28 protein-coding genes are annotated in these 26,932 nt (G+C 63.8%); 12 read left to right on the top strand and 16 right to left on the bottom strand.

Features of this window, described 5'->3' with window-relative positions; genetic code table 11:
* Nucleotides 1-57: 57 nt before the first annotated feature.
* Entirely contained in the window at nt 58-1,152 is a 1,095-nt protein-coding gene (locus tag HCA61_RS17320) for a VOC family protein (RefSeq protein WP_169689438.1), read from the bottom strand.
* Between the two features lie 222 nt (nt 1,153-1,374).
* Here HCA61_RS17320 and HCA61_RS17315 point away from each other — a divergent pair, with 222 nt between their 5' ends.
* From HCA61_RS17315 to HCA61_RS17295, 5 genes are all read left to right on the top strand, one after another.
* On the top strand, nt 1,375-2,253 hold the full coding sequence (locus HCA61_RS17315; RefSeq protein ID WP_169689437.1) for an acetaldehyde dehydrogenase (acetylating): 879 nt from the start codon (nt 1,375-1,377) through the stop codon (nt 2,251-2,253).
* Nucleotides 2,250-3,302 carry a 4-hydroxy-2-oxovalerate aldolase gene (gene dmpG, locus HCA61_RS17310; RefSeq protein WP_169689436.1) on the top strand — a complete coding sequence of 351 codons (1,053 nt, stop codon included), beginning with the start codon at nt 2,250-2,252 and terminating at the stop codon, nt 3,300-3,302. The genes HCA61_RS17315 and dmpG overlap by 4 nt, the downstream gene beginning before the upstream one ends.
* A 21-nt stretch (nt 3,303-3,323) precedes the next feature.
* Nucleotides 3,324-4,802, top strand: coding sequence for an aldehyde dehydrogenase (locus HCA61_RS17305; protein ID WP_169689435.1), 1,479 nt, complete (start codon nt 3,324-3,326; stop codon nt 4,800-4,802).
* 76 nt (nt 4,803-4,878) lie between these two features.
* The gene (locus HCA61_RS17300) at nt 4,879-5,634 is read left to right on the top strand and encodes an SDR family oxidoreductase (RefSeq protein ID WP_169689434.1); all 756 of its coding nucleotides are present in this window, start codon (nt 4,879-4,881) and stop codon (nt 5,632-5,634) included.
* Between the two features lie 30 nt (nt 5,635-5,664).
* Entirely contained in the window at nt 5,665-6,078 is a 414-nt protein-coding gene (locus HCA61_RS17295) for a tautomerase family protein (RefSeq protein ID WP_169689433.1), read from the top strand.
* A gap of 71 nt (nt 6,079-6,149) precedes the next feature.
* On the opposite strand, the gene nphA is transcribed toward HCA61_RS17295, so the two are convergent.
* A complete protein-coding gene (nphA, locus tag HCA61_RS17290; RefSeq protein WP_169689432.1) occupies nt 6,150-6,680 on the bottom strand; it encodes an NADH-dependent flavin reductase in 531 nt (176 codons plus the stop codon).
* Between the two features lie 24 nt (nt 6,681-6,704).
* Nucleotides 6,705-8,267, bottom strand: a complete 1,563-nt coding sequence (locus tag HCA61_RS17285) for a 4-hydroxyphenylacetate 3-hydroxylase N-terminal domain-containing protein (RefSeq protein ID WP_169689431.1) — start codon at nt 8,265-8,267, stop codon at nt 6,705-6,707.
* A gap of 141 nt (nt 8,268-8,408) precedes the next feature.
* Between HCA61_RS17285 and HCA61_RS17280 the strand changes: the two genes are divergently transcribed.
* The gene (locus tag HCA61_RS17280) at nt 8,409-9,413 is read left to right on the top strand and encodes an AraC family transcriptional regulator (protein WP_169689430.1); all 1,005 of its coding nucleotides are present in this window, start codon (nt 8,409-8,411) and stop codon (nt 9,411-9,413) included.
* A 60-nt stretch (nt 9,414-9,473) separates the two neighbouring features.
* Here HCA61_RS17280 and HCA61_RS17275 read toward each other — a convergent pair whose 3' ends face one another.
* Nucleotides 9,474-10,499, bottom strand: coding sequence for a 2Fe-2S iron-sulfur cluster-binding protein (locus tag HCA61_RS17275; RefSeq protein WP_169689429.1), 1,026 nt, complete (start codon nt 10,497-10,499; stop codon nt 9,474-9,476).
* 3 nt (nt 10,500-10,502) lie between these two features.
* A complete protein-coding gene (locus HCA61_RS17270; protein ID WP_169689428.1) occupies nt 10,503-11,720 on the bottom strand; it encodes a cytochrome P450 in 1,218 nt (405 codons plus the stop codon).
* Between the two features lie 143 nt (nt 11,721-11,863).
* Here HCA61_RS17270 and HCA61_RS17265 point away from each other — a divergent pair, with 143 nt between their 5' ends.
* Nucleotides 11,864-12,916, top strand: a complete 1,053-nt coding sequence (locus tag HCA61_RS17265; protein ID WP_169689427.1) for a helix-turn-helix domain-containing protein — start codon at nt 11,864-11,866, stop codon at nt 12,914-12,916.
* 55 nt (nt 12,917-12,971) lie between these two features.
* On the opposite strand, the gene HCA61_RS17260 is transcribed toward HCA61_RS17265, so the two are convergent.
* The 5 genes from HCA61_RS17260 to HCA61_RS17240 all read right to left on the bottom strand — a co-directional run bounded on the left by HCA61_RS17260 (nt 12,972) and on the right by HCA61_RS17240 (nt 17,012).
* On the bottom strand, nt 12,972-14,234 hold the full coding sequence (locus tag HCA61_RS17260) for an acyl-CoA dehydrogenase family protein (RefSeq protein ID WP_169689426.1): 1,263 nt from the start codon (nt 14,232-14,234) through the stop codon (nt 12,972-12,974).
* A 132-nt stretch (nt 14,235-14,366) separates the two neighbouring features.
* Complete coding sequence (locus tag HCA61_RS17255) at nt 14,367-14,564, bottom strand: tautomerase family protein (protein WP_169689643.1); 198 nt, start codon at nt 14,562-14,564, stop codon at nt 14,367-14,369.
* Nucleotides 14,564-15,355, bottom strand: coding sequence for a fumarylacetoacetate hydrolase family protein (locus tag HCA61_RS17250; RefSeq protein ID WP_169689425.1), 792 nt, complete (start codon nt 15,353-15,355; stop codon nt 14,564-14,566). Before HCA61_RS17250 ends, HCA61_RS17255 begins: the two co-directional genes overlap by 1 nt.
* On the bottom strand, nt 15,352-16,143 hold the full coding sequence (locus HCA61_RS17245; RefSeq protein WP_169689424.1) for a 2-keto-4-pentenoate hydratase: 792 nt from the start codon (nt 16,141-16,143) through the stop codon (nt 15,352-15,354). Before HCA61_RS17245 ends, HCA61_RS17250 begins: the two co-directional genes overlap by 4 nt.
* Nucleotides 16,144-16,190: 47 nt before the next feature.
* Nucleotides 16,191-17,012: an IclR family transcriptional regulator gene (locus HCA61_RS17240; protein ID WP_169689423.1), complete on the bottom strand. Its 822-nt coding sequence runs from the start codon at nt 17,010-17,012 to the stop codon at nt 16,191-16,193.
* 101 nt (nt 17,013-17,113) lie between these two features.
* On the opposite strand from HCA61_RS17240, the gene HCA61_RS17235 reads away from it, so the two are divergent.
* From HCA61_RS17235 to HCA61_RS17220, 4 genes are all read left to right on the top strand, one after another.
* Complete coding sequence (locus tag HCA61_RS17235) at nt 17,114-18,148, top strand: helix-turn-helix domain-containing protein (RefSeq protein ID WP_206040240.1); 1,035 nt, start codon at nt 17,114-17,116, stop codon at nt 18,146-18,148.
* A gap of 327 nt (nt 18,149-18,475) precedes the next feature.
* On the top strand, nt 18,476-19,216 hold the full coding sequence (locus HCA61_RS17230; protein WP_169689422.1) for a TRAP transporter large permease subunit: 741 nt from the start codon (nt 18,476-18,478) through the stop codon (nt 19,214-19,216).
* Nucleotides 19,217-19,875: 659 nt separating this feature from the next.
* Nucleotides 19,876-21,192, top strand: a complete 1,317-nt coding sequence (locus HCA61_RS17225; RefSeq protein ID WP_169689641.1) for a potassium transporter TrkG — start codon at nt 19,876-19,878, stop codon at nt 21,190-21,192.
* Nucleotides 21,185-21,850: a TrkA family potassium uptake protein gene (locus HCA61_RS17220; protein ID WP_169689421.1), complete on the top strand. Its 666-nt coding sequence runs from the start codon at nt 21,185-21,187 to the stop codon at nt 21,848-21,850. Before HCA61_RS17225 ends, HCA61_RS17220 begins: the two co-directional genes overlap by 8 nt.
* A gap of 44 nt (nt 21,851-21,894) precedes the next feature.
* Here HCA61_RS17220 and HCA61_RS17215 read toward each other — a convergent pair whose 3' ends face one another.
* Nucleotides 21,895-22,254, bottom strand: coding sequence for an Rv2640c family ArsR-like transcriptional regulator (locus HCA61_RS17215; RefSeq protein ID WP_169689640.1), 360 nt, complete (start codon nt 22,252-22,254; stop codon nt 21,895-21,897).
* A gap of 93 nt (nt 22,255-22,347) precedes the next feature.
* On the opposite strand from HCA61_RS17215, the gene HCA61_RS17210 reads away from it, so the two are divergent.
* The gene (locus HCA61_RS17210) at nt 22,348-22,845 is read left to right on the top strand and encodes an ArsI/CadI family heavy metal resistance metalloenzyme (protein WP_169689420.1); all 498 of its coding nucleotides are present in this window, start codon (nt 22,348-22,350) and stop codon (nt 22,843-22,845) included.
* Nucleotides 22,846-22,856: 11 nt separating this feature from the next.
* On the opposite strand, the gene HCA61_RS17205 is transcribed toward HCA61_RS17210, so the two are convergent.
* From HCA61_RS17205 to HCA61_RS17185, 5 genes are all read right to left on the bottom strand, one after another.
* Nucleotides 22,857-23,294, bottom strand: a complete 438-nt coding sequence (locus HCA61_RS17205; protein WP_169689419.1) for an arsenate reductase ArsC — start codon at nt 23,292-23,294, stop codon at nt 22,857-22,859.
* Between the two features lie 86 nt (nt 23,295-23,380).
* A complete protein-coding gene (gene arsB, locus HCA61_RS17200) occupies nt 23,381-24,460 on the bottom strand; it encodes an ACR3 family arsenite efflux transporter (RefSeq protein ID WP_169689418.1) in 1,080 nt (359 codons plus the stop codon).
* Nucleotides 24,457-24,858, bottom strand: coding sequence for a metalloregulator ArsR/SmtB family transcription factor (locus HCA61_RS17195; protein WP_169689417.1), 402 nt, complete (start codon nt 24,856-24,858; stop codon nt 24,457-24,459). Before HCA61_RS17195 ends, arsB begins: the two co-directional genes overlap by 4 nt.
* Nucleotides 24,859-25,045: 187 nt before the next feature.
* The gene (locus HCA61_RS17190) at nt 25,046-25,705 is read right to left on the bottom strand and encodes a tellurium resistance protein (protein ID WP_169689416.1); all 660 of its coding nucleotides are present in this window, start codon (nt 25,703-25,705) and stop codon (nt 25,046-25,048) included.
* A 107-nt stretch (nt 25,706-25,812) separates the two neighbouring features.
* Nucleotides 25,813-26,898 carry a DUF475 domain-containing protein gene (locus HCA61_RS17185; protein WP_169689415.1) on the bottom strand — a complete coding sequence of 362 codons (1,086 nt, stop codon included), beginning with the start codon at nt 26,896-26,898 and terminating at the stop codon, nt 25,813-25,815.
* Between the last annotated feature and the right edge of the window lie 34 nt (nt 26,899-26,932).

The raw sequence follows: 26,932 nt of genomic DNA, 5'->3' as shown, positions 1-26,932 counted from the left end.
TACACCTTGCGGCGGCGATCGAAACCGTCAAGATGTACGCATTCGGGGGCGGATCGATCAGAGCGGAGACCCCGCGACCGCGCGCGAGCGGTCGATGTCGTCCGGAATCGCCTGTTCTGCCGCGATCACATCAGGATCCTCAACCGGTGTGCCCGGCCCGAAGTGGGAAAACTTCTCGATGTGATGATCCAGTTCGAGGGGGCTCGGCGTGCCGTAGGTGAAGTAGGTCTCCCACGGCAGCTTCGCGCCACCGACCGCCAGTCCGGTATCGATGTCGGACATCTGCCAGGTCTTGGTATCCGCATCCGGATCCAGATGAAGATATCCCGCCTCGCCGAACAGTTCGATGCGGTTGCCACCGGGTTCGAACACATAGAGGAACTGCCCTTGGGTGATGCCGTGCTTGTCCGGTCCGGCCTCGATTCGGATGTCGTAGTCGCGAAACATTTCCACCGCATCGGCGAGGTGCTGCCCGGTGCCGTAGTAGAAGGCCAGATGGTGCAGCTTGCCGTGTCCACCGGTCATGTCGCGCATGCACGCGACCTCATGGCCGAGCAGGTTCGAACTCATCCACGCCCCGATCTCGACGTTGCCGTCCACCACGCGCTCGGTGGTGCGGAACCCGAGGTGCCGTTCGAACGAATCCTTGATCGCTGTCACGTCCGAGGCCATGAGGTTGAGGTGATCGATCCGCTTGACCGGAATTCCCGACAGCGGCTTCTTCGAGGGGCGCGAGAGAATCTTGCTTCGCAGTTCGTCCGGAGCCTTGTACTTCTCCACTTCCCACAGCAACTGCAGGTTGTGGCCGTCGGGCGACTGGAACTCGAAGGTCTTGCCGTAGCCGTATTGGTCCTCGGTCCACTTGCCGTCGATATTTCCCTGCTTCAGCGACGCGACGCGGCGTTCGAGCGCATCGGGTGAGCTGGCCCGCAGCGCGGCGTGGCCCATACCGGACTCGGCGGCCTCGGTGACCTTGAGGCTCCACTGGTAGGGGTCCTCGTAACCACGGAGGTAGACGGACTGTCCCTCACGGTGTGTGACGTACATGCCGAGGAACTTCGTAAAGAAGTCCAGGGTCTCCTGCGGCTTCGGGGTGAACAGCTCTGCACGGGCAAGGTGCGCGATGTCGAAGCGGGCGTTCGGGTCGGTCATGATTACTCCTGATCTCCGCGGGCCGGGCAGATCTGCACCGGTTGTGGTCGATGTCACGAGCTTGCGATGAAGTGATTGCCCCCGGCGCCGCTGTTCCGGATAGCCGAACACCACTCGGATTCGCACCGCGCACGTCCGTACCAACCGGATTCGGGGCCTTCTGGCTGCTTATAGTCCCTAGCTTCGAGCTCATCACCTCGCGCTCAGGGAAGAAGGCACAAGATGAGTCGATTGAAAGCTGCGATCGTCGGTTCCGGAAACATCGGAACCGACCTGATGTACAAGTTGCTGAGGTCCCCGCACGTCGAGCCGGTCTGGATGGTCGGTATCGATCCCGCCAGTGAAGGCCTCGTCCGCGCCCGGAAAGAAGGACTCGAGGCGTCCGCCGAAGGCGTCGACTGGCTCCTCGCCCAACCTGAGCTACCCGACATCGTCTTCGAAGCCACCTCCGCAAAAATTCACGCTGCAGCGGCACCCCGTTACGCGGAGGCCGGCATCACCGCCGTCGACCTCACCCCCGCCTCGATCGGCCCCTACGTCGTCCCCGCAGTCAACCTCGACGCGCACCTCGACGCCCCCAACGTGAACATGGTCAGCTGCGCCGGCCAGGCCACCATCCCCATCCTCTACGCCATCAACGAGGCCGCCGACGCCTCCTATGGCGAGATCGTCGCCGCCATCGCCTCCCACAGCGCCGGCCCCGGCACCCGCCAGAACCTCAGCGAATTCAGCGAGAAGACCAGCAAGGCCCTCGCGCAGGTAGCTGGCGCCGACCACGCCAAGGCCATCTCGGTGATCAACCCGGCCGAACCGCCCATGAACATGCGCGACACCGTCTACGCCAAGGTCCGCAACCCCGACGCCGACGCAATCGAACGCGCCGTGATCGACATGGTCGCCAAGGTCCAGCAGTATGTCCCCGGCTATTCATTGCGCTTCGTCGACGTCGAAGGCGATCTCGTCACCGTCATGCTCGAGGTTGTCGGAGCAGGCGACTTCCTGCCCACCTACGCCGGAAACCTCGACATCATCACCGCAGCCGCCGTGCAGGTCGCCGACGTCATGGCACAGCAGAACCTCATCCAGGGAGCAGCCCAGTGAACACCGACAACACCGACGCTAGGCGCAAGGTCACGCTCGTCGACACCACCCTGCGCGACGGCATGTCGTCCGTTTCGCATCAATTCACACCGAGCAATGTCGCGGACATCGCCCGCGGGCTCGACAAGGCCGGTATTCCCACCATCGAGGTGGCCCACGGGATCGGCCTCGGGGCCTCGTCCATCCAGTACGGCTTCGCTGCCGCGACCGACCCCGAATACGTACGGGCTGCGGTCGACGCAGTGGACAACGCCGACATCGCCGCGCTCTACGTCCCCGGCATCGCCACTCTCCCGGAACTGCAGAAGGCCATCGACGCCGGAATCAAGACCGTGCGGGTCGCGGTGCACTGCACCGAGGCCGACTGCGGTCAACAACCCATCGAATGGTCCAAGGACAAGGGCCTGAACGTGATGACGTTCCTGATGATGAGCCACAAACTCGAACCCGAACCGCTCGCCGAGCAGGCCGCGAAACTCGACTCCTACGGCGCGGACGTCGTCTACGTCGTCGACTCGGCCGGAGCGATGGTGCCCCAGCACGCCGGCGACCGGGTCGCTGCCCTGCGACAGGCAATCTCCGCAGACATCGGATTTCACGCCCACAACAACCTCGGCGTGGGCATCGCCAACGCGCTCACCGCCGCCGAGAACGGCGCCACGTTCATCGACGGCTCGCTGCGCGGCCTCGGCGCCAGCGCGGGCAACGCCCAAACCGAAGTCCTCGCTGCCGCGTTCGAACGCGCAGGATGGGATACCGGCGTCGATCTGTTCCCCCTCATCGACACCGCCGAGCATGTTGTCGCCCCTTTGATGAAGGATCCGCAGATCGTGGACGAGACCGCCCTCGTTCTCGGCTACGCCGGGGTGTACTCGACGTTCTTCCACCCCACCAAACGCGCCGCGAAGAAGTTCGGCGTCTCCACTGGCGAGATCCTGCTCGAGCTCGGCCGCCGGGGCGTCATCGGCGGCCAGGAGGACATGATCATCGATGTGGCCTCCGAACTCGCGGGACGCACCTACGAGGTTCCGGCGCAAGCCGGAGTCTGACACCCACCAGGAGATCCCGAGATGACTCAGACACAGAGACCAGCGCAGGTCGGCGAAGTCCGCCACCTCATCGGCGGCGAATGGAAGCAAGCCTCGGACGGCGCGACCTTCGAAACGCGTGACCCGCACGATGGCTCGCTCCTCGGGCTCGTCCCGAAAGGCACCGCCGACGATGGCAGAGCAGCGATCACCTCGGCTCGCACCGCGTTCGACGAAGGTCCCTGGCCGCAGATGTCCCCGAAGGAACGGGCGAAGATCCTGCATGCGGTCGCCGACAAGGTCGACGAGCACCGCGACGAACTCGCCCTCCTCGAAACCCGGGACGGCGGCAAAGGAATCAACCAGTCGCTGCACGCCGAAATACCCCGTGTTGCCCATAATTTGCGGTTCTTCGCCGACTATGTCTCATTGGCAGCCAACGAGGCCTACCCGGATGGCGACCTGTTCTCCTATGTGCTGTATCCACCTGCCGGAGTAGTGTCGGCGATCAGCCCGTGGAACGCGCCGCTCATGCTGGCCACCTGGAAGATAGCGCCGGCCCTGGCCTTCGGAAACACGACTGTCCTCAAGCCAGCACCTCAGACGCCGCTGACCGCGCATCGTTTCGCCGAGCTCGCGCTCGAGGCAGGCCTGCCCGAAGGTGTCCTCAACGTGGTGCACGGTTTCGGGGGCGAGGCCGTCGCCGGGCCACTGACCTCCGACCCGCGGGTCGACCGGATCACCTTCACCGGCTCCAGCGCCACCGGGGTGAAGATCCTGCAGTCCGCTGCCCCCAACCACACGCCGGTGTCGGCGGAGATGGGCGGTAAATCAGCGAACATCATCTTCGACGACGCCGATCTCGATGTGGCGGTACCCATGTCGATCCGGGCGATCTTCGCGGGCAACGGACAGGTATGTCTGTCCGGGTCGCGGCTGCTCGTTCAGAACAGCATCATGGACGAGTTCCTCGCTCGTTTCACCGAGGAGGCGAGCAAGCTCACTGTCGGCGACCCGAAGGACCCGTCGAACTTCATCGGGCCACTCATCGAGCAGCGGCACCTCGAGAAGGTCCACAGCTACGTCGAGCTCGCGCAAGAAGAAGGCGGCAAGATCATCACCGGTGGAGCGCGCCTGACCGGTGCAGATCACGCCGCGGGCTTCTACTACCCGCCGACAGTCATCACGGGCTTGACCAACGAGTCCCGCACCGCACGGGAAGAAATCTTCGGGCCCGTCGAGACCGTCCTCGGGTTCGACACCGAGGACGAGGCACTTCGCATCACCAACGACTCTCCATACGGGCTCGCGGGAATGCTGTTCACTCAGAACCTCGACCGAGCCCACCGGATGGCTGCTCGATGGAAGGCCGGCACGGTGTGGATCAACACGTTCTTCGAACGCGACCTTCGACTGCCGTTCGGCGGTGAGGGCAGCAGTGGGCTCGGCCGCGAGGGTGGCCAGTACTCGCGCGACTTCTTCACCGAGCCGCGGGCAGTAACGATGCGCCTGCGCCACTGACCGAATCGACCGCACCTGCGCGGCCGACGCGAAGACACCGCGTCGGCCGCGTCGTTGTCTCACAGAGGAGCACTCCATGGACACCAGCCCCACATCGTGTGTGGTCGTGGGCGCCACAGGCGCGATGGGACGCGAGTTCACACGCAGGTTGACCCGCCAAGGGCTTCGTGTGGTCGCAGTCGCTCGCAACCACACCGAATTGGATGAACTCGCATCCGGAAACGCGCTGGTCATACCCTGCGTAGCCGATATCGCCGACGACAGTGCGATCGAGGCGATCGCCGCACAGCTCGATACTCCGGTGCGCATGGCCGTCTTCGCTGCCGGGCTGCCCGTTCGCGGATCTGCCGACACGATCGCGCCGAGCGACCTTGCGATCGGGGCGAACATCAAGGTCGGAGGGCTCGTACGGCTACTGCACGCGGTCCGCGGTCATCTCGTCCCGGGGTCGCGATTCGTCACTGTCGCAGGTTCGCTCGGACTCGAGCCGGGTCCGCTCGATGCCGGGCCCGGTACCGTCAACGCGGCAGTCTTCAACCTCATGCGGCAGCTCAGCGCCCTCTACGGCCCGAAAGGCATCACCACTCACACGATCGCCCCGGGCCCGGTCGATACACCGCGGCTGCACAGATTCGTCGACGCCGAAGCGGCCGAAACCGGGCGCGATCCGGAGGAGATCTGGAGTCGCTACCGCGCCAGGACAACACTCGGCAGACTCCCGACACTGGACGAACTCGGGTGGGTGCTCGAAACGTTGCTTGCTCCGGAAGCCGGAGTCCTCCACGGGAGCGTACTCAACGTCGACGCCGGTACCCAGCGCGGAATCCACTAGTTCGAACAGTCGACCACTCGAGGAGTTTTCATGCCGGTAGCCCATTTCCACCTCGTCGATGGTGTATACACGTCAGACCAGCATCGCCGTCTGCTGATCGAGGCAAGCCGCGCATATGCGGAGGTTCTCGGCGCTCCGATGGATCGGGTACGGATGTTCATCGTCCGATATTCACCCGAGGACGTCGCTACAGCCGGCACCATCGTCTCTGACGGTGGTGTTGCGGCACCCTATTTCACCGCCGTTGTCCTCGCCGGACGTCCCGTCGAGCAGCGGCAGGAACTCGCTGCCCGATTCACGAACCTGATCGTCGAGATCCTGGGATCGACGAAGGAACCGGTCCGTGGTCGGATCATCGAGGTCGATCCGGAGAATTGGTCCATAGCAGGAACCTCCGCTGCAACACTCCGCGCGGACGAGATCGCGACCCGTGCGGCCCGGTAACTTCGACAACGGATGGAAAACACCGAAGCGGCCGCGACATTCGTCGCGGCCGCTGCACTGCTGTGCTTGTCTCAGAACCCCCACGGGTCGTCACGAACCAATTCGAGCGAACGGAAACTACCGGTGTAGAAGACCAGCGGATGCCCATCGTCGTAACGGAGCTCTTCGACCCTCCCCACATGCAAGGTGTGATCTCCCGCCGGATGCGAATCGACCACGGTGCATGCAAGGTGAACCAACGCGCCTTCGAGCAACGGCACACCTTTTCGCCACACGAAGCGGACAAGATCGGGTTCGCTGGCGGCTCCCGCAAAGTGCAGCGACAAGGGCTCCTGGTCGCCGGCCAGAATGGATACCCCGTAGCGGCCTGTCTCGGTGATGCGTTCGTTCATCTTGGCCCGGTTGGCAATCGACACGAGTACCAGCGGCGGGTCGAGAGACACCGACGTGAATGCGTTCGCGGTCATTCCGTGCACCGCCGACTCGTCCTCACGCTCCGCCGTGGTCACGATGGTAACGCCACTGACGAACCGCCCGAGGGCCTTCCGCATATGCAACGGTGTGACGTCGAGTTCGGTGTCGACTGTTCCATCGGTCGTCATTGTGCTCCTCCTCCGTCGTACCGCTCAGCTCCGGATGATCTTCAGATCGTCGTTGTTGATCAGATCGGGGCGCTTCCAGCCGTCGACGCCGTACTCGGACATGCACTGTTCCGCAAATCCCTTGAGCTGCGTATCCAACCCCTGTGCCTGATAGGCGAACAGAGTCTGGAAGCGCACGGCCTCGTGGTCACCGCCGTAGTTGCGTTCGTACAGTTCGTGCCGGCCTCCGAACTCGGTACCGACGGCATCCCACAGCAGTTTGAGCAGCTGCACCCTGTCGATTGCGGCGATGCCGTTGGATCCGCGCACGTACTGGTCGAGGTACGGCCGGATGTCCGGGTTCGCCCAGTCGCTCGAATGAGAGTTCAGGTAGATCAGGCTGCTGCCCAGGGTCTGCTGGATGATCTCCTTGATCCGCGGGTAGCCCACTCCCATGAATGTGCGGTAGGCAAGACCGTAATTCAGGTTCGGTTGTACGGCCCCGTTCACCCACTGGTCGGGCGTCTTCGCCATGGCATCAGACAGTCCCCAGAACATGTCCCGCCAATTGAGGATCTCACCGATCTGCATCTGTACACCTCGGAACCCGTTGGTACCGGTCATTTCCACAGCCTTCAGCACACAGCCGGCGATGAAATCGAGCTTCACCGCGAGGCGGGCACATCCGTGGAACATGAACCGCGCCATGAAGCCCGACTTCATCACGAATCCGTTGGTGGTATCGGTGTCGTACGCGAAGACGTTCTCCCATGGCACGAGGACACGGTCGAACACCATGATCGCGTCGTTCTCGTCGAAGCGGCTCGACAACGGATTGTCGAACGGGCTGCCCATCACGGCAGCATTCATCTCGTACGAGGTCCGGCAGAACAACTTCAGCCCGGGAGAATCCATCGGAACGGTGAAGATCAGCCCGAACTCTTTCTTCCGCAGAGGAAGTCCGTAGTGGGCGATGAAGTTGGCGTTCGTGATCGCGGAGCCGGTCGCCACGACCTTTGCCCCGGAGACGATCAATCCGGCATCGGTTTCCTCCTCGACGTGGACGCAGATGTCGGCGGTCTCGTCGGCAGGCTTGTCACGATCGATCGGCGGGTTCACGATGGCGTGGTTGAGGTACAGCACCCTTTCCTGGGACTTCTTGTACCAGTCGAGTGCGTTCTGCTTGTAGTCGCCGTAGAAGTCGGCGTTTGCACCGAGCGTCCCCAGGAACGAAGCCTTGTAGTCGGGCGAGCGGCCCATCCAGCCGTAGACTTCACGCTGCCATGTTGCGATCGCGTCCCTGGCCAGCAGCAGATCGTCCGCCGACTTCGAGGTCTTGAAAAACGGGTGCGTGAAGCCGCCGTTGCCGGTGTCGGTGGGAACGGTGAGGATCCCGGCGGACGCCGGTTCGTGCAGCGCATCGTACATACGCGCGATCGATCGCACCGAGTTCCGGAAGGCCGGGTGTGTGGTGACGTCGTCGACACGCTCACCGCGGAAGTAGACCTCGCGGCCGTCCTTCAACGACTCGATGTATTCCGACCCCGTCATCGGCCGCACGTCGTTGGGTGTTGCGGCGACTGCGTCGAGGGGTGCTTGAATCGTCATGGGTGATCACTCCTGTTGTCGGTTCTCGACCGGGATCCCTTCGGTCTGTTCGAGTTCGGCTGCTGCGCACCGTTGTCTCCATCGCCGGACACGCGTGGATCCTGTGATATCGAACACTAGAAGGTGGAGGTGCAGGGCAACATGACTGAGCGCGAACATAACGATGACTCCACGCGCAACTACACGAAATCGACAGTCGTATCACTCGATACGCGCGAACTCGACACCACCGAGGGACGCAACAGGTGGGCCGATACGCTCGACACGCTGTACTGCGAGATGGATGTCGCGTGGCCCGAACGCACACCGTTCGATGGAGAGTGGGGCGGTCATCCGTTCGGAGGTCTGCACGTCAGCAGCATCCACGCCGGATTGCACACCGTGGTCCGCTCACCGGCGATGATCCGCTCCGACAGCGTCGACGGATTCCTCGTGTGCGTGGTCACCGAGGGAAGCGTGGCCGTGACACAACACGGTCGTACCACCCGCCTCGACCAGGGGGCACTCGCGCTCCTGGACCTGTCGGTTCCGTTCGACTTCGACGCGCCGACCGACTTCCGTCAGGCGGTTGTGAGGATTCCCCGGGAGCTATTGACAAGTCGGCTTCCCGAACGCGTTGTCGAGCACCTGACCGCTCGAACGATCCCGGGCACCTCGGGCGCCGGTAAACTCGTCGGCCGGTTTCTCGTCGAGCTCTCCACACTGGATCAGGAGGTTCCCGACGGTCCCGCAACAGCACTGTCCACATCAACGTTGGACATGCTGGTCACGGCCCTGTCCGGGGCTGCGGACACGACCAGATCCGTCGACTTGCATCATTCCCGCGATCTTGCGCGGGTTCAGCAGATCGTCGAGGAACGTCTCCATGATCCCGAACTCACGCTGAGCGACGTCGCGGCCGAGGCGAACATATCGGTGCGTCAGATCCAGAAGCTCTTCAGCGATGCGGGGACGACACCGCGCGCGTGGCTCTACCGCACTCGTCTCGAACGAGCACGCAGATACCTGCTGACCACCGCGTTCACCGTTGCAGAGGTGAGCATCGCATCCGGATTCCGAGATGTCTCACACTTCAGCAGAACATTCCGAGCCGCCTACGGCACCAGCCCCGGCCGATACCGGAGCCTTTCCATGTCGGAGAGTTAGATACGGCGTCCCCGACCGCCGAAGCTGCTCGGGGACGCCGCACAGTACTCGAGAATCCCATCACACCGGGACGGACACGACATCCTGCTGCGTGGTGAATGCTTCACGGAAGATCAGCCTCGGCGCCATCCGTCGCCGCTTGAGAGCCTTGACTGCGGCGGTGATCATTGCCGGCGGCCCACACAGATACCCGCGGTAGCCTTTACAGCTGGCGAAATTGTCGACGACGGCGCCGGTGACCATCCCGGTCGCCCCATCCCATTTCTCCTCGCTGAGCACCGGGTGATAGTGGAATCGGCAATCGGCCACTTCAAGTGCCCGAAAATACTCCACGTCGTAGAGGTCCGTCTCGCGCCTACCACCGTGGAACAGGTGGATCTCAGGCAGAAGATCGTTGCTCAACGCGTGCCGCACCATCGATTTCAAGGGTGCAAGCCCGGTTCCTCCGCCGATCAGGATGGCAGGTTCGGGGTACGTGTCTTGTATTACGAACCTCCCGAACGGACCCCGCAGATCCACCCGGTCCCCTTCGGCCAGAGACGCGAAGATCCATCGCTCTGTGGCCAACCCACCTTCTGTGAGCCGAATATGAAACTCGAGACGTGTGGACTCGGACGGCGGGTTGGCCATCGAATACTGCCGTGCGATCCCGCGTCCCGGCACGATCAGCTCAGCGTACTGGCCGGCCGAGAACTCCATCGGATCATCGAGTTCGATCACCAGACGTCTCGTGCGGCAGGCAATTTCGGACAGCTCCACCACAGTGCCGCGATGATCTCGGAGCATATGAACGGGGCCGTCCGGCGCTCCTTCATCGAGCGGCGCCACCGTGACATCGGTGCGTGGACTCGACTGGCAGGCCAGCGCCAACCCGGCCTGTCGATCCGCCTGCGACAGGATCGATTCGTCGGCAGTGCCGTACTCGACCTCACCGCAGACAACCCGGATCTTGCATGTACCACAGGTTCCCTGCGAGCATGCGTGGGGAAGCCACTGATTCGCCCGGAGCGCCGCTTCGAGCACCGACTGCCCAGAGCCGGCCGGGAATGTGGCGTCACGACCGGAAATAGTGATGGTGTGGTCCATCGTTCACACCTCCCACTTGATGTGGAGGCTCTGAGGTCCGCGGAAGGTCCATCCCCAGAACGTCGGCGTGTGTTCCGGGTCGGGTTCGATGTTCGGAATGGTCTCGAACAGCTCCTCGAGTGCAATCCGCACGACCGCAGATCCGAGATAGGTTCCGGCGCAGGCGTGCGCACCCGATCCGAAGGTCAGATGGGGCATCATCGGCCGATCGACGTCGAACACGTCCGGGTCGTCCCACGCGGATGTATCGCGGTTGGCCGAACCGTATGCAAGCATCACAGCCGTTCCGGCAGGCAGATCGACACCGGCCAGCTCGACGTCCCGGTTGGCGACCTTGACCGCAGCACTCCAGATCGGTGCAACCCAGCGTGCGCCCTCGTTGATCGCCCGGGGAATCAGCGTCGGGTCGTCGATGACCCGTTCCAACTGATCGGGATTTTCGAGGAGTCCGGCCAGGGTCGTAGTCATGACATGACCCGGCTCCTGCAGCGCCCCGAGCAGGAACACGTAAATGTTCGGGTAGATCTCCGCTCGATCTCTGGTCTGCCCGTCAGGCATCCCGTCATGCAGCCAGTGCGAGATGAGCGTGTGATCCGGATACACGGTCCAGTGGTCGAGCAGAGGGTCGACGGTCGCGATGATCTCGTTCTTGATTTCGTCGCCGGCCTCGAACGGTTCATGGTGGACGAACTGGCCGTTCTCGTCGACTTCCGCGTTGCCGTAGGACTTGGCCAATGTCTGGAACCACCGCACCAAGGTTTTCGAGGGCACCGTCGTCAAGCCCATAAGGTCGCCGACCGCGCGTACGCTGACCGGCGCGAAATAGGCTTCCTGGATGTCGACGGCACCGATCTCCTCGATCGCTTCGAGGATCGTGCGTGCGCCGGGCCGGACCAACGCCTCAATATAGGAGTCGACAGCGGTAGGGCGCAGTTGGGGATCGATCCATTCGCGTAGCTTCCGGTGCGTCTCACCGTTCGAGTCGAGCACCGTCCCCTTACCGAATGTCCGCCCCCCTGAAGGCGCGATCACTGTGGACCAGGCCTCCGAATCCTGGGTAATCTGCAGGCACAATTCGCGGGTGGCGACAACATGCATGCCGACGGCCGGGACGAAGGCGACCGGCGCCTCACGCCTCAGTCGCTCGTAGATCGGATTCGGGTCACGGTTCAGTTCCTCCATCGTGATCGCTTCGATCCAGCGGGTAGCGCTTACCGTCATGGTCTCGTCTCCTTCGGGCTCATCAGGATTCGTAGGTGTGCAATATCCGTGGAAGTGAGCGCATGGGCGGCGATGGTGTGCGGGATGCCCGTCGCTCGAACTCCTGTGATCTGGAACACTAGAAGGTGGAGGTAGGTATGGACATGACCGACAGTGCACCGATAGATGACTCCGTTTGCACCGACGCCACCGGCCGGCAAATAGTGCTGAGCACACATGAACTCGCATCGACAGAGCGGCGTGTGCTCTGGGCAGATACGCTCGACGCAACGTACTGCGAGATGGATGTCGACTGGCGCGACGGGATGAGTCCATTCGAAGCCGAACTCGCAGTGCGCCCGTACGGCGAGTTGACGATGAGCCTCGTGAAAGCCGATCCCCATACCGTCGTACGGACACCTGCGATGATCGCATCGGACCCGAACGACGACTACCTCCTGTGCCTGATAACCCGCGGTTCCGTGGCACTTCTGCAGAACGGGCGGGAGGCTGTACTCGAGCAAGGTGCGTTCGCGATCCTCGACGCAACGGCCCCGTTCGTCGTCGACGGTGTGACCGAATTCGAGCAGGTCGTAGTGCGCGCCCCACGCGAACTACTGGACGCGCGCTTGCCCCCGCACACCATGCACGACGTCACCGGTGCAGGATTCTCCGGCCGGGCGGGCATGGGTCGCATCGTGTCACGGCTTCTCGTCGAACTGGCAACCACCTCCGACCCGCTGTCGACGCGGTCGGCCGCGTCGGTCGCCGAATCGGCGCTCGATCTGCTCGTGACCACGATCGGAGATGCGGCACCTACGTCGAACTCCACACAGCGCGTGCACTATCAGGACCTTCAGAGTGTGCAGCGGATGATGGAACGGTATCTGCACGACCCGGACCACACGACTACCGAGATCAGCGCCGAATTGGGAATGTCTGTGCGGTACATCCACAAGCTGTTCAGCACAGCCGGAACGACACCGCGGACGTGGCTCTACGGACTGCGTCTCGACCGGGCCCGGACTCGGCTACTGACAACCGATCTCACAGTGGCGGAAATCAGTGAGCACGTCGGATTTCGAGACGTGTCCCACTTCAGCCGTGCCTTCCGACGCCGATTCGGCGCAAGTCCGGCTCAGTTCCGTCGCCACGGCACAGCCGCTCAGTCGAAACCACATTCCGGAGCAGTCGCTCGACCGGACGCACAACCATGACAGTCGCGTAGGCCGACCGGAGACACTTCCGGTCGGCCGACACGGCACACCTGACCTATCCCGTGTGGTCACGTCCGAAGATCTGCCGAGCCAGCACCCAACGCTGGATCTCGTTGGCGCCCTCGTAGATTTCTCCAATCTTACTGTCCCGATAGATCGCCTCCACCGGTCCCTCGGTGCCGTCCGCACCCAACTCACGCACGAAACCGAGCCCACCGAATGCCTGTACCGCATCACGTGCGATCCGGGCCGCGAGATCGGTTCCACGCAACTTCGCCATCGCTGCCTCCGGCTCAGGGAACCGCTCCCCCGCATCGAGCCTCAGGGCCGCCTTCAGATACAGAGTGCGCGCAACGTCGAGATCGGTCGCATAGTCGGCCATAAGGAACTGCCAATGCTGTTTGGACGCCAGCGACCCACCGAACGCGCGCCGTGATTTCAGGTGCGCGACAGTGCGATCGAACGCTGCCTGCGCCATCCCGACACCAGCGGCTCCGATGCCGATCCGGCCGTAGGTGAGCGTCTGCAGTGCAATACGCAGTCCGCCGCCGACCTCACCCAGTACCGCGTCCGGCCCGAGCCGCACGCCGTCGAGAATCACGTCTGCGGTGATCTGTCCACGGTTGCCCAGTTTACGGTCGGCGGTACCGATCGCCACTCCAGGAGTGTTCGTCGGCACGATGAACGTGGTCAAATTGTCCCCGGTACGTGCCAGGACCACCACGACCCCCGCGACCACCGAGTTGGTGATCCATCGCTTCCGCCCTGTGAGTATCCACTCGTCGCCGTCCGCCACCGCAACCGTCTGCACCGCGACGGGCGAGAGGTCGCTCGAGGCCCCCGGTTCGCTCGTCGCGAACGATCCGACGAGCTCACCCGCAACGATCGGGCGCAACCACCGACGGCGCTGCGATTCGTCGCCTTGATCGAGAGCAGTGCCCGCGAGGATGCAGTGGACGTCGAAAATCGCTGCCACGCTGTTCGAATGGTAGGCCAGCTCCTCGACGGCGACAGCCGTTGCCGTAGCGCGGTACGTCAGATCGTCACCGCCGACGTCGGCAGCGAAGGGGATGCGAAAAAGTCCGTCGCGGCCCATCGCTTCGAATGCATCCCGAGGGAAACCGTCCACGCGCTCGTCTCCGCCGGCAATACGCGCCGCGATCGGAGCGATCGCCCGCGTGGCAGACCGCCTCACCTTGGAGCGGATCTCCTGCACCTCCGGCGGAGACAGTAGGTCGTGGTACATCCGATCCGCGAGTCGCTCAGGAGCGGACTTCGGCTCGCCGATCGTCGGCACCTGCTGGTCTGTCGTCGTCATACTGGTCACTCCGGTTCGAAAGTCATGGAATACCCTGTCTATCGCCGTGGGACACATCGGAACGGACACTGGCACGATGACGGAATGCGCGCATCCGTTGAGCACTCGATATTCGGCATACTCGGATCCGGCCTACTTCGCCGCATGTCGTTCGGCGATCGTCACGTCGCCCGCCGCGAAATGTGTCAGCGGCGTTTCCCGCAGCACCACCCGGATATTGGCCAGTGGGGCGTCCAGGGCACGCTGCGCCGCAACCGTCAGTTCGTGGATCAGGGCCCTGAGCTGGTCGGGTGACCGCCCCTCCGAGATCGTCACATCGATGAACGGCATCATTCGACTCCCGTCACTGTCACGGTTCCGAGACTGGTGAAGTGCGCCGCGATCCCCACGCCGGGACGCACCGGGACCGCGTCGGTCATCCCGCCGGTGAGCACGACCCAACCCGGTTCGATCGCCAATCCACGCTCTGCGAGCGTATTCGCGGCGAACGCAAGTGCTTCGGCCGGATGACCATGGACCGCAGCGCCCGTCGCCGAGTCGACGACCTCGCCGTCGACCTCGAGTAGGCACGCCTCCAGCCCCAGATCCAGCGACTCCGGACGCACTGCGATCGGACCGGTCACGTACAGTCCGGACGAATTGTTGTCTGCGACGGCGTCCATCATCGAGAACTTGTAGCCGGAATAGCGGCTGTCGATGAGTTCGATCGCTCCGACCACGTGATCCACTGCCGCCAACGCCGTCGCCGCGGACACCCCTGGACCTTCCAGACGACGTCCCATCACGAACGCGATTTCCGGTTCGGCACGCGTGTGGATCATTCTCCCCAGCGGAACGGGCTCTCCGATCGGAAGGATCATCGCGTCGGTCAGCCACGCCGTCGACGGGGAATCGACCCCGACCTGCTGCTGTTTTGCCTTCGACGTGACACCCAGCTTCACACCGGTGATCGTCTCACCCCGGGCGACGCGAATACGCAATGCGATATCCTGTGCCTCGTAGGCCGTTTCGAGGTCGAGTCCGTCCCATTCGGCCAGAATCGATGCCTGGGCCGTCACGGTGCTTTCCGCCCGCAACAGTTGGTCCGCTATCCGAGCCGCGCTCCAGCCTTGTCCGCTCACTTCTCGTCCTTCCCGAGCACGGCGGTGACGCTGCCGAGTCCATTGATCGTCGCCACCACTGAATCCCCCGGCGAGACCGCATGTGCCGCGGTCATCGAACCCGGCAGCACTATGTGGCCGGGTTCGAGTGTCACGCCCAGAGGTCCGACGGTGTTGGCCAACCACACCAGAGCGTTGAGCGGCGAGCCGAGGACGGCGCCGCCCGCTCCCGTTGCGACAAGTTCGCCGTCGATGTGCAGGTTGCATCCGGCCAGCCGCAGATCCAGTGAGTCGAGTGCGACGGGTCGGCTACCCAGGATCACTCCACCCGACGATGCGTTGTCCGCGATCGTGTCGAAGATCCCGATCTTCCAGTCCCGAATCCGGGAGTCGACGATCTCGAGCGCAGGGAGCACGAAATCGACGGCGCGGGCAGCCTCCGCCACTGTGACGCCGGGCCCTGTCAGTGGCCTGCCGAGAACGAATGCCACCTCCGGCTCGATTCGCGGCTGCAGGAACGTCCCCTCAGGAATCGGGTGATGTTCGAGGTGGAACATGCTCTGGGTGAGGTGACCGAAGTCGGGTTGATCGACTCCCATCTGACGTTGGATCGCACGGGAGGCCAAACCCACTTTGTGGCCCTTGACGATATCCCCGGCGAGCACCCACTGCTCGACCTGCCTCTGCTGGATGCGATATGCGAGCTCGAGGGTCGCGTCGGGATGCTCGGGAGTGAGCGGGTCGATCGGCTCACCGGTGCGATACACCTCGAGCAGACGATCGGCGGCCTTCTGGACAGCGGTATCCATTGCTCCTCTGTTTCTGTCGGTACTGCCTGTTCGAGCTCCCCGCCGGGTCATGAGGCACGAATGTCCGGGACAGGCTGTAGCGCGGGGTAGTCGCGAGACACCGACGGCTCGGCATCTGCGGCGTCAGCGACCGCACGGGTGACCTCGTGCGCCGCCGCCACCACCGCACGTTCGAGCTGATGCCGGCGGGCAGTGAAGCGCGTGGCGGGCACGCTCAGGCTGATGGCTGCGACCACCGACCCGAGGTCATCACGAACCGGGGCCGCGACACAATGCACCTCCGACACCGTTTCACCCATGTCTGTAGCGAACCCGCTCGAGCGCACGGTGGTGAGTGCGTCGGCGAGGGCGTGGGGACTCGTGGTCGTCGAAGGTGTCAACCGGCGGAGCGGATGCTTCGCGAGGTAATTGGCCAACTCCGGCTTGTCGAATTGGGCGAGGAGAACCTTGCCCACCGCGGTGCAGTGGGCGTCGAGGCGGGCCCCCACCCGAGCACCCTGGACGGTGATGTTGTGGGTGCCGATCACCTTGTCGACGTAGAGGACGTTCCCGCGTTCCATGATCGCCAGATGCGTTGTCTCACCGAAATCATCGACCACTCGTTCGAGGATCGGTGCCGCGCACGAGCGAACGTCGACGGTGCTGCGCAACGCCTCGCTCATCTCGACGATCCGCCAGCCCAGCCGGTAGCGTCCCCGCGCCCGGCACTGCAACAAGCCGATGTCGACGAGGCTCGCAAGTAGGGCGTGGGCGCTCGATCGCGGAACCTCGATCGCCGCAGCAACCTCGGTGACACCCCATTCCGGTCGCTGGCTGGTGAAAAGGTCCAGTACCGGACCGATCTTCTGCACTGTCTGCAGGCTCGCCACGTCGAGACCCTCTCTTCCGGATCACCGGGCCGATCGATCCGGCCGGCACACGCCCTATCCTTGTGATGCATAACACTAGGTATCCGGAGGTGGAACGGGCCATGGCTGCAAATGCACGGATATATGACCCGGAGCGCACCGACGCGACGGCCGAGGCCGAGGGCTCCAAGTCGTTGAGCCTCACGACACGAGGCCTCGACACTCGCGAGGGCAAGTCGCGGTGGGTCGACACGTTGTGGAGCACGTTTTGCGAAATGGATGTGTCGTGGCCACTCTCGCGGAACGGTTTCGACGCCGCGATATCCGTGCAGCCGGTCGGAACGCTGGCCGTCACCCATGTCCGCGCCGACCCTCACACGGTGGTGCGCTCGCCCGCGATGATCGCGTCCGATTCCGATAGCGATGTGTTCATCTGCATGATCACGAAGGGATCCGTGCAGGTCGAACAGTCCGGGCGTTCTGCAGTCCTCGAACGGGGCGCCTTCGCGCTTCTGGACAGCACGATCCCTTTTGCTCACGTCCCAGGCTCGGAGTTCGAGCAGGTTGTCGTGCGAGCACCGCGTGACGCTTTTGCCTCCAGGATGTCGGAGCGTGTCCTCTCGGACATCACAGCGCGCGGTATATCTGCAGCCGGCGGAGTCGGAGCAGCGGGCGTCGTCAGCAGGCTCCTCCTCGATATCGCTACGACGAAGGCCCCCCTGTCGCAGATGACGGGGTCTGTGTTCGCGAGCTCGGTCGTCGATATGCTCGTGGCGACGATCGGTGACGTGATGGTCCCCGCGAACCGCGCCGAAGTTGCGCACGCCCGAGACCTGATGCGTGTGCGGCAAGTTCTCGAACAGCACTTGTCGGATCCGGATTATTCGCTCTCCGATGTCGCGACGGAAGTCGGCATGTCCGTCCGTTACATCCACAATTTGTTCAGCGGAACGGGCACCACTCCGCGCGCCTGGCTCTACCAGCAGCGCCTCGATCGGGCACGCGTCTATCTGGAATCCACGCCACTCACAGTGGCGGAGATCAGTATCCGGGTCGGATTCCGCGACGTCTCGCACTTCGGCCGAGCATTCCGGACACGGTTCGGTGTGAGTCCTGGCCGTTGCCGGAGGGTCGAACAGGAACCCGGCCGCAGGTAGTGAGCCGCGCCGAACCTCCTCTCACAGTTACTATCTCAATCTTCTGCATCGTCATCATCACGTCATGAGAGAAATGAACGACTCCGCACCGGCCGAAGGAAATGGATGCCCTATGGCAGGCTTTTGAACCAAGCCAGGATTTCCTCGAAAACCACACGTGCATTCTCTGGAAACAGGGCGTGGCTGGTATCAGGGACAACAGACACGGTTACCAGTTCAGGGAACCGGTCCTTCAGCTCGATTCCGGACGGACGGGTCGGCGCCGGCCTGAAGATCGAGTATGGGGCGTCTGCAAGACTCCTGATCGGTGGCATCGGAGGCAGCGAGTTGCTGCACAGCAGCAATCATCGTCACGATGTACCTGACGATTGCTCGCAACAAGAACTCGGCGCCGGCGGGGGTGGCCACACCGATGTCAGAGAGGCGGCGGCGGTCGTCAAGGCCGCCCCGATCATCGTCCTGTTCCTCGCTGTCGTCGGCTCGATCTATCTGGGTGCGGCGACCCCGACGGAGGCGGCGGCCCTCGGATGTCTCGCGGCGTTCCTGCTGGTGATCGTCAAAGGCCGATGCACGCTCATCGGGCTGGGCAGGGCGGTCATCGACACGGTCAAGTCATCAGCGATGATCTTCGCGTTTGTCATCTCGGCGCATGTGTTCGGGCATTTCATCACCGAAACGCAGGTGGCCCCGACGATCGTCAACTGGATCGAGGACCTGGCCTTTCCTGCGCTCGGTGTGATGCTGGTGATCGGCCTGTTCTACGTGGTCCTCGGGTTCTTCATGGATCAGATCGCGATCATCGCGTTGACGGTGCCGATCATGGTGCCGGTGGTCGAGGCGTTGGGGTACAGCCCGGTGTGGTTCGGTATTTTTGTGGTGTTGCTCGCTGAGATCGGGTTGGTGACGCCGCCGCTCGGGTTGAATGTGTTCGTGGTGGCGAAGTCGGCGAATCGTCCTGTCGGGGAGGTTTTCCGGGGGGCGTTGCCGTATGCGGTGGGTCTGTTGGTGTTGGGTGTGATTTTCCTGATGTGGCCGGACATCGTGATGTGGGTTCCGGAATCACGTTGAGCCGTCGACAGGTACTGATGCCGCTTGCCTACGCTTCTCCGTAGCGCTCACCGACACTCCCCGTCCATGTGCACTACAGAAGAGTCTCCTTCAGCGCTTATGGCCTCTGACCACCTACCAGCCAGTCGAAAGAGGCCCACATTCCGCGCTTCGGGTCCTCGGATGCCGGCAGGTGTGGGCGCGACGGTCCTCGGGCATGACCGGCGGCCGGGGGCATCCAGGTTCCGGCGGAACATGCGAATGCTCTGCTGAAGACCCGCTGGAAGGTCTTGCAACGAATCAGACTGTGTCCGTGAAGGATCGACACGATCACCGCTGCAGCCCGCTCGTGATCGAGGTTCCCGGAGACACCGCTGCCTCGTTCGACCCGCAGATCGTCAAGAAACGCCAACGACGCCTGACCGGGATGCCAAAGCGGACCCACCGTTCATCGGACACTCCCTCCTGCGGCCACCGGACGTTCGCACGGAGCACGTTGCGGAACCGGTGTCTCGGAATTTACGGCCACAGCACGCCGAATCCGCGCCCGAAAGGTCGGTTTTCCCTGATCAAGGGTGGGTTCAGGAAGGCCCGGCACGATGGCGGGTCTAATGTGCGACAACGTGAATACACGCACGAGCGCGTGGCCGCGGCCGCTGCGGCGGGTCGGCGCGCAGGTGATGCGCAGTCCGGCCCGGGTGGTGGCGTCGAGTTTCGCTCTCGCCCTGCTGGTGGGGACCGCCTTGTTGCTGGTGCCGGCCGCGACGCAGTCCGGGGTCGGTGCCGCAGTGTTGCCGGCGTTGTTCACCGCCACGTCCGCGGTGTGTCTGACCGGGCTGATCGTCGTCGACACCGCCACCTACTGGTCCGGATACGGGCACGCGGTGATCGTCGCGCTGATCCAGGTCGGGGGTTTCGGCATCATGACGATGGCCTCGCTTATCGGCTTGGTGCTGGCCAACCGCATCGGTTTGCGGGCCCGGCTCAACGCCGCCGCGGAGGTCCGTACCTCCGGACTGGGGGATGTGCGATCGGTCGTTGTCGGGGTGGTGCGCACCAGTGTGCTCATCGAAGCGGTCGTGGCTACGGCGTTGGCGGTCCGGTTCGTGATCGGCTACGACGAATCCGTCCCACGGGCGGTGTGGCTCGGGGTCTTCCACGCGGTCTCGGCGTTCAACAACGCCGGTTTCGCGCTATACAGCGACAACATCATCGGGTTCGCCGACGACCCCTGGATCTGCGTGCCACTGCTGGTCGCGGTGGTGCTCGGCGGTATCGGCTTTCCGGTGTTGTTCGAGATCGGGCGGCACCTGCGCGGCCGCAGTCGCCGGTGGTCGCTGCACACCCGGCTGACGATGACGGTGACCGCGGTGTTGCTGGTGCTCGGCCCGCTGCTGGTGATGGTGCTCGAGTGGGGTCACACCCTCAGCGGCCACCCGCTCGGGGCGAAACTGCTGATTGCCACTTTCCAGGGGGTCATGCCGCGCACTGCCGGGTTCAACAGTGTCGACTACGCCCAGATGGACGAGGCCACGCTGCTGGTGACCGATCTGCTGATGTTCATCGGTGGCGGCAGCGGCGGCACCGCCGGCGGTATCAAGGTCACCACCTTCGCGGTGCTGCTGTTCGTCATTCTCGCCGAGGTGCGCGGAGAGAAATCGGTGACGATCTTCGACCGGCGCATCGATCCGCGGGTGCAGCGCCAGGCCCTGTCGGTGGCGCTGATCGGGGTCGCGCTGGTGGTGTTACCGACCCTGGCCCTGCTCGCCGGCACCGGATTCGACCTCGACGCGCTGCTGTTCGAGGTGATCTCCGCGTTCGCCACAGTGGGACTGTCCACCGGCATCACCGCGCAGCTACCGGCCTGGGGACAGGTGATCCTTGCCATCTTGATGTATCTGGGCCGAATCGGTCCGATCACGCTGGTCGGTGCGCTGGCGGCCCAGGAGAACAATCGACGTTTCGAACGTCCCGTAGAAAGGCCCTTCATTGGCTAGAAAACCCGCTGCCGACGTCGTCGTGGTCCTCGGTCTGGGCCGCTTCGGCAAGTCACTGGCGCTCGAGCTGATGGCGCAGGGCACCGAGGTGCTCGGCATCGACTCCAGCGAAGCGGTGATCGACAAAGTGTCGAGCCGGCTCACCCATGCCGCGGTCGCCGACACCACCGACGAGGAGTCCCTGCGACAGCTGTCGGTGCATGAATACGACCGGGCGGTCGTGGGGATCGGCTCCGATCTCGAAGCCAGCCTGCTGACGGCCTCGGCGCTGATCAACATGGCGGTGCCGAACGTGTGGGCCAAGGCGATCAGCAATGCGCACGCGAAGATCCTCACCCAGATCGGGGTGCATCATGTCGTGCGGCCCGAGCACGACATGGGCAAACGTGTCGCGCATCTGGTGCGGGGCCGGATGATGGATTACATCGAGTTCGATGACGGTTTCGCCATGGTCAAGACCAGCCCGCCGGCGTTCATGGTCGGCCGGCCCTTAGCGCAGACCACCATTCGTAGCCGGTACAAGGTCACGGTGGTGGCGATCAAACGTCCCGGCGAAGGGTTCACCTATGCCACCGCCGACACGATTGTCGCCCCGGGCGACACCATCATCGTCTCCGGTCAGGTCCGTGACACCGAGCTTTTCGCCGAGCTGACCTGAGCTCCGTCTCGTTGTCGGATCGGGGGCTCTGCGGGTCGGGCTGGTCAGCGGCAGCAGTTCGGGTCGAGCACCGCGCGCAGGGCGTCGAGGGCTTCGGTGTGCACTCGGTGATAGACGTTCATGCCCCGGCGGGTCGAGTCGACCATCCCGGCTTTGCGGAGTTGTCCGAGGTGGTGGCTGACGGTCGATTCGGCCAGACCCACCGCGTCGGCGAGGTCACAGGTGCATACCTCGCCGTCTTCGGCAGTGAGCAGGATCGACATGAGCTGGATGCGGGTGGGATCGGCCAGTGCCTTCAGTCGCAGCGCGACCTCGAGAGCCGCTGCGGTGTTCATCGGAGCCGCCGAGACTGGGGTGCAGCAGATCGGCGCGGTGATGTCGACGACGGGCAGAGTCTTGGGCATGGTTTCCATGCTCCCACCTTCTTGACATATGTCAAAAAGGGGCGGACAGTGAATCTCGTTAATTCGATGTATGTCTCACAGGTGGAGGTTCTCATGTCCCGCGTTCAGCTCGCCCTCAACGTCGACGACCTGCAGCAGGCCGTGACGTTCTATTCGAAGTTGTTCGGTGCGGCGCCGAACAAGCTCGAGCCCGGCTACGCGAACTTCGCACTGACCGAGCCGCCGCTCAAGCTCGTGTTGCTCGAAAACCCTGGCAAGGGCGGCTCGATCAACCACCTCGGCGTCGAAGTGGAGTCCTCCGACAAGGTCCATGCGGAAATCGCACGACTGACCGGCGAAGGGTTGTTCACCGACGAGGAGATCGGAACCACGTGCTGTTTCGCCACCCAGGACAAGGTGTGGGTGACCGGCCCGGCCGGGGAGAAATGGGAGGTCTATACCGTCCTCGCCGACTCGGAGACGTTCGGTTCGAGCCCGCAGCATCTCGACGGCCCGCAGGCGTCCGAGGCCGGTGTGTGCTGCGGTACCGCTTCAGCAACCCCGGAACAGCAGGAGGAGAAGTCGGCGGCCACCGAGGCCTCTTGCTGTTGAAGTCGCGACCGTCAGCCTGCGGTTGGCCGCGTGGCCAGCTCCGCGATCAGGGCCTCGACCTTGGCTTTGATCTCGTCACGGATCGGGCGCACGGTCTCGACGCCTTGGCCGGCCGGGTCGTCGAGCACCCAGTCGCGGTAGGACTTACCCGGGAAGACCGGGCAGGTGTCCCCGCACCCCATGGTGATCACCACATCGGAGGCCTGCACAGCGTCGACAGTGAGAATCTTGGGGTTCTGCGCGGAGATGTCGATGCCGACCTCGGACATGGCCTCGACGGCGGCGGGGTTGACCTGGTCGGCCGGGGCGGATCCGGCGGAGCGGACCTCGACCCGGTCCCCGGCGAGGTGCGTGAGGAATCCGGCGGCCATCTGGGAGCGGCCGGCGTTGTGCACGCACACGAACAGCACCGAGGGTGTGGAGTTGGCGGTCGTGGAGTCGGTGGTCATGTAGGTAGAGGGCCCTTTCGTGAGGGAAGGTCCAGTGGAGACGGTGTCGAGTTCGGTGAGCAGAGCGCGCACCCTGGCGTCTCGGGCTACGGCGCGGTGGGGGTGGCTTGGTCGGCGAAGCGTTTGCGCAGCGCCAACGAGACATAGATCAGCGCAACCAGGATCGGCACTTCGATGAGTGGGCCGACCACCCCCGCCAGCGCCTGTCCGGATGTCACGCCGAAGGTGCCGATCGCCACGGCGATGGCGAGTTCGAAGTTGTTGCCTGCCGCGGTGAATGCCAGGGTCGTAGTGCGCTCGTAGCCCAGACCGATCGCGGCGCCGAACAGGAACCCGCCGCCCCACATCAGGATGAAGTACGCCAGCAGGGGCAGGGCGATGCGCACGACGTCGAGCGGCTGCGAGGTGATCTGCTCACCCTGCAAGGCGAACAGGACCACGATCGTGAACAGCAACCCGTAGAGCGCCCAGGGTCCGATCTTCGGCAGGAAGGTGTCCTCGTACCAGGTGCGGCCCTTCGCCTTTTCACCGAAGTGGCGGGTGAGGAACCCGGCCACCAGGGGGATGCCGAGGAAGATCAGCACCGACTTGGCGATCTGCCACGGCGAGACGTCCAAGGTGGTCTGCTCGAGGCCGAGCCACCCGGGCAGCACCGACAGGTAGAACCAGCCGAGGACGGCGAACATGAGCACCTGGAACACCGAGTTGATCGCGACCAACACGGCGGCGGCTTCGCGGTCACCGCACGCAAGGTCGTTCCAGATGATCACCATGGCGATGCACCGGGCCAGACCGACGATGATCAGGCCGGTGCGGTATTCGGGCAGGTCCGGCAGCAGCAACCAGGCCAGTGCGAACATCAGGGCGGGGCCGAGGATCCAGTTGAGGATCAGCGACGAGATCAGCAGTTTACGATCGCCGGTGACGGTGTCGAGTCGGTCGTAGCGCACCTTCGCCAGCACCGGATACATCATGATCAGCAGACCGAGGGCGATCGGCAGTGACATGTTGTCGATCTCGAGGACGCCGAGCGCGTCACCGAGGCCGGGGATCATCCGGCCGAGCAGCAGGCCGGCGACCATCGCGATGCCGATCCACACGGCCAGGAAGCGGTCGAGGGTCGACATCTTGCCGGCGACGGACCGCTTGTTGGTAGTGGTGGTCACGAGCGGGTCTCCTCGAGGACGATGGCCGGGGTGCAGGCCGAAGTGGGCAGCACGCCGGATTCGGTGGCGAGCACCGCGGACAGCTGTTCGAGCGCGGCGGGGATCACCCGGTAGTACACCCAGGTGCCGCGACGTTCGCAGTCGAGCAGGCCGGCTTCGCGCAGCACCTTGAGGTGGTGCGAGATGGTCGGTTGCGACAGGTCGAAGGCGGGGCTGATGTCGCACACGCAGCTCTCGCCGCCCTGGTGGCTGGCGATGATGCTGAGCATGCGCAGGCGCACCGGGTCACCGAGGGCCTTGAACATGCGGGCCAGGTCGCCGGCCCAATCGGAGGTGAGGGGCTCACGCGACAGGGGTGGGCAGCACGGCTCACCTTCACTCGGCAGCTGATTCGACATACGTCTATATTGACCATCATCAATTCAAGCGTCAACTCGAGTTCATCCCGGAAGGCCGCCTACCGCGAACGCATCGTCGGCCCGGTGCGGTCGAGGCGCTTTCGGACCGATTTCCTGACCGCAGGCCTGCGGACCCGAACGCCCGCCACAGCATTCGCTCTGGCGGGCGGGAAACGGGTGAACGCGCCTACTTGCGCCCGGCCTGCCACTGCATGCCCCATCCGTACTGACGGTCGAGGTCGGACTGGCTGCCGTTGACGTACTCGACGAGACGCTGCACAGTCACACCCTGCCCGGTGCTCTGCAGCATCGCGATCGCGCAGATGCGGGCGCCGTTGTTCGGCGAATCGAGACGGACCTCGATTTCCTGGCCCGAAGGCTGGGTGAGAGTGATGACGCCATCGACGGCGGCCCAATTCGCTGCGCCCTCGTAGATCATGGCGAAGATCAGCACGCGCTTGAACAGTTCGGGGCGTTCGAGGTTGATGTGCATGTTCTCGCCGCCCTGGGCGGAGCCGGTGCGGTCGTCGCCGTCGAGGTGGATATACGGCGCGGAGTTCAGCGCTCCGAAGCTGTTCCCGAGTGCCTGGATGACGCCCTTCGAACCGTCGGCCAGCTCGTAGAGGCACCCGAGGTCGAGGTCGACCCCGCCGGTGGCACCGGTGAGCTTGGCGAGGAAGCCCTTCTTCTGCTCACCGCGCGACCAGTTGAGATTCACGCGGACCACGCCCTGTCCCGCACCGCCCTTACTGAGGCTGACGGTCGGGGATTCTTTCGTCAGGTTGATCTTGCTGAGGTTCACTCCACTGGACCCTTGCTCGGGCTTCTTGTTGTAGTCGATGGCCATGTGCGTGCCTTTCGCTGAGTGGTGTGCAGGTGTGCAGGTGCCGGATACGGAAAATGGGAGCCCTCGGCCCGAAATCAGGTCGGGGGCTCCCATCGGGCTCAGTGCGATCAGACGGACACTTCCGCCTTCGCTTCCTTGCGGTTTCGGTAGATGCTCGACCCGAACGCCGCACCGATCAGGACGATGCCGACGAGGCCGGTGATGAGCTCCGGGACATGAGTACCGATCGAGTACAGCAGGATCAGTGCGAGCGCACCGATCGCCCAGTGGGCTCCATGCTCGAGGTAGACGTACTCGGACAGCGTCCCCTTGCGGACAAGGTAGATGGTGATCGACCGGACGAACATGGCACCGATGAAGCCCAGACCCAGCGCGATGATGATCGGGTCGGACGTGATAGCGAAAGCACCGATGACACCGTCGAACGAGAACGAGGCGTCGAGGACCTCGAGGTAGAGGAACAGGAAGAAGCCGGCTTTACCGGTTGCCTTCGCGAGGCCGCTCGGCCCGCCGGTCGGTTCCTCGTCCTCTTCGGGGATATGGAACATCTCGCCGAGGCCGTTGACCGCAATGTAGGTGATCATGCCGAGTGCACCGGCGATCATCACGGTCGAGACCTTGTCGTCCGGCGCGATGACCGTAGCCGTGATGAGGAGCAGCACGACCGCGATGACGACCTCGAGCTGCTCGAGTTTGCCTGCCTTCGCCAGTGGCCGCTCGAGCCATTCCAGCCACTTGATCTCACGTTCTTCGAGGATGAAGTGCAAGAACAGCATCAGCAGGAACATGCCACCGAATGCCGCGATCTGCGGGTGGGCGTCGGTGATCAGCGTTTCGTAGCTGGGGTCGCCGTTGGGGAAGTACGCCGCGCCATCCGCAGGGGGATTGAGCGCGAGGTCCAACGCTGCGATCGGTCCCAGGCCCGACGCAACCCACACGATGAGCAGCGGGAAGACCAGACGCATACCGAAGACGGCGATGAGAATGCCGATAGTGAGGAAGATCTTCTGCCAGAACTCGCTCATCCGCCGCAGGACGGTCGCGTTGATGACCGCGTTGTCGAACGAGAGCGATACCTCGAGGATGCCGAGGATCACACAGAGGAACAGGGCTTGGGGTCCGCCATAGAGGAAGGCAACCACCAGAGAGACGACGGTGACGGCGAAGGACGCACCGAATATTCGCAGTACCACGAAGCGTGGCCTTTCTTTTCGACTTCAGGGCTAT

The organism is Rhodococcus sp. HNM0563 (genome assembly GCF_012726195.1).
GTDB lineage: Bacteria > Actinomycetota > Actinomycetes > Mycobacteriales > Mycobacteriaceae > Rhodococcus.
The sequence above is the reverse complement of the archived record's forward strand: the minus strand, read 5'-3'. Positions and strand labels throughout refer to the sequence as shown.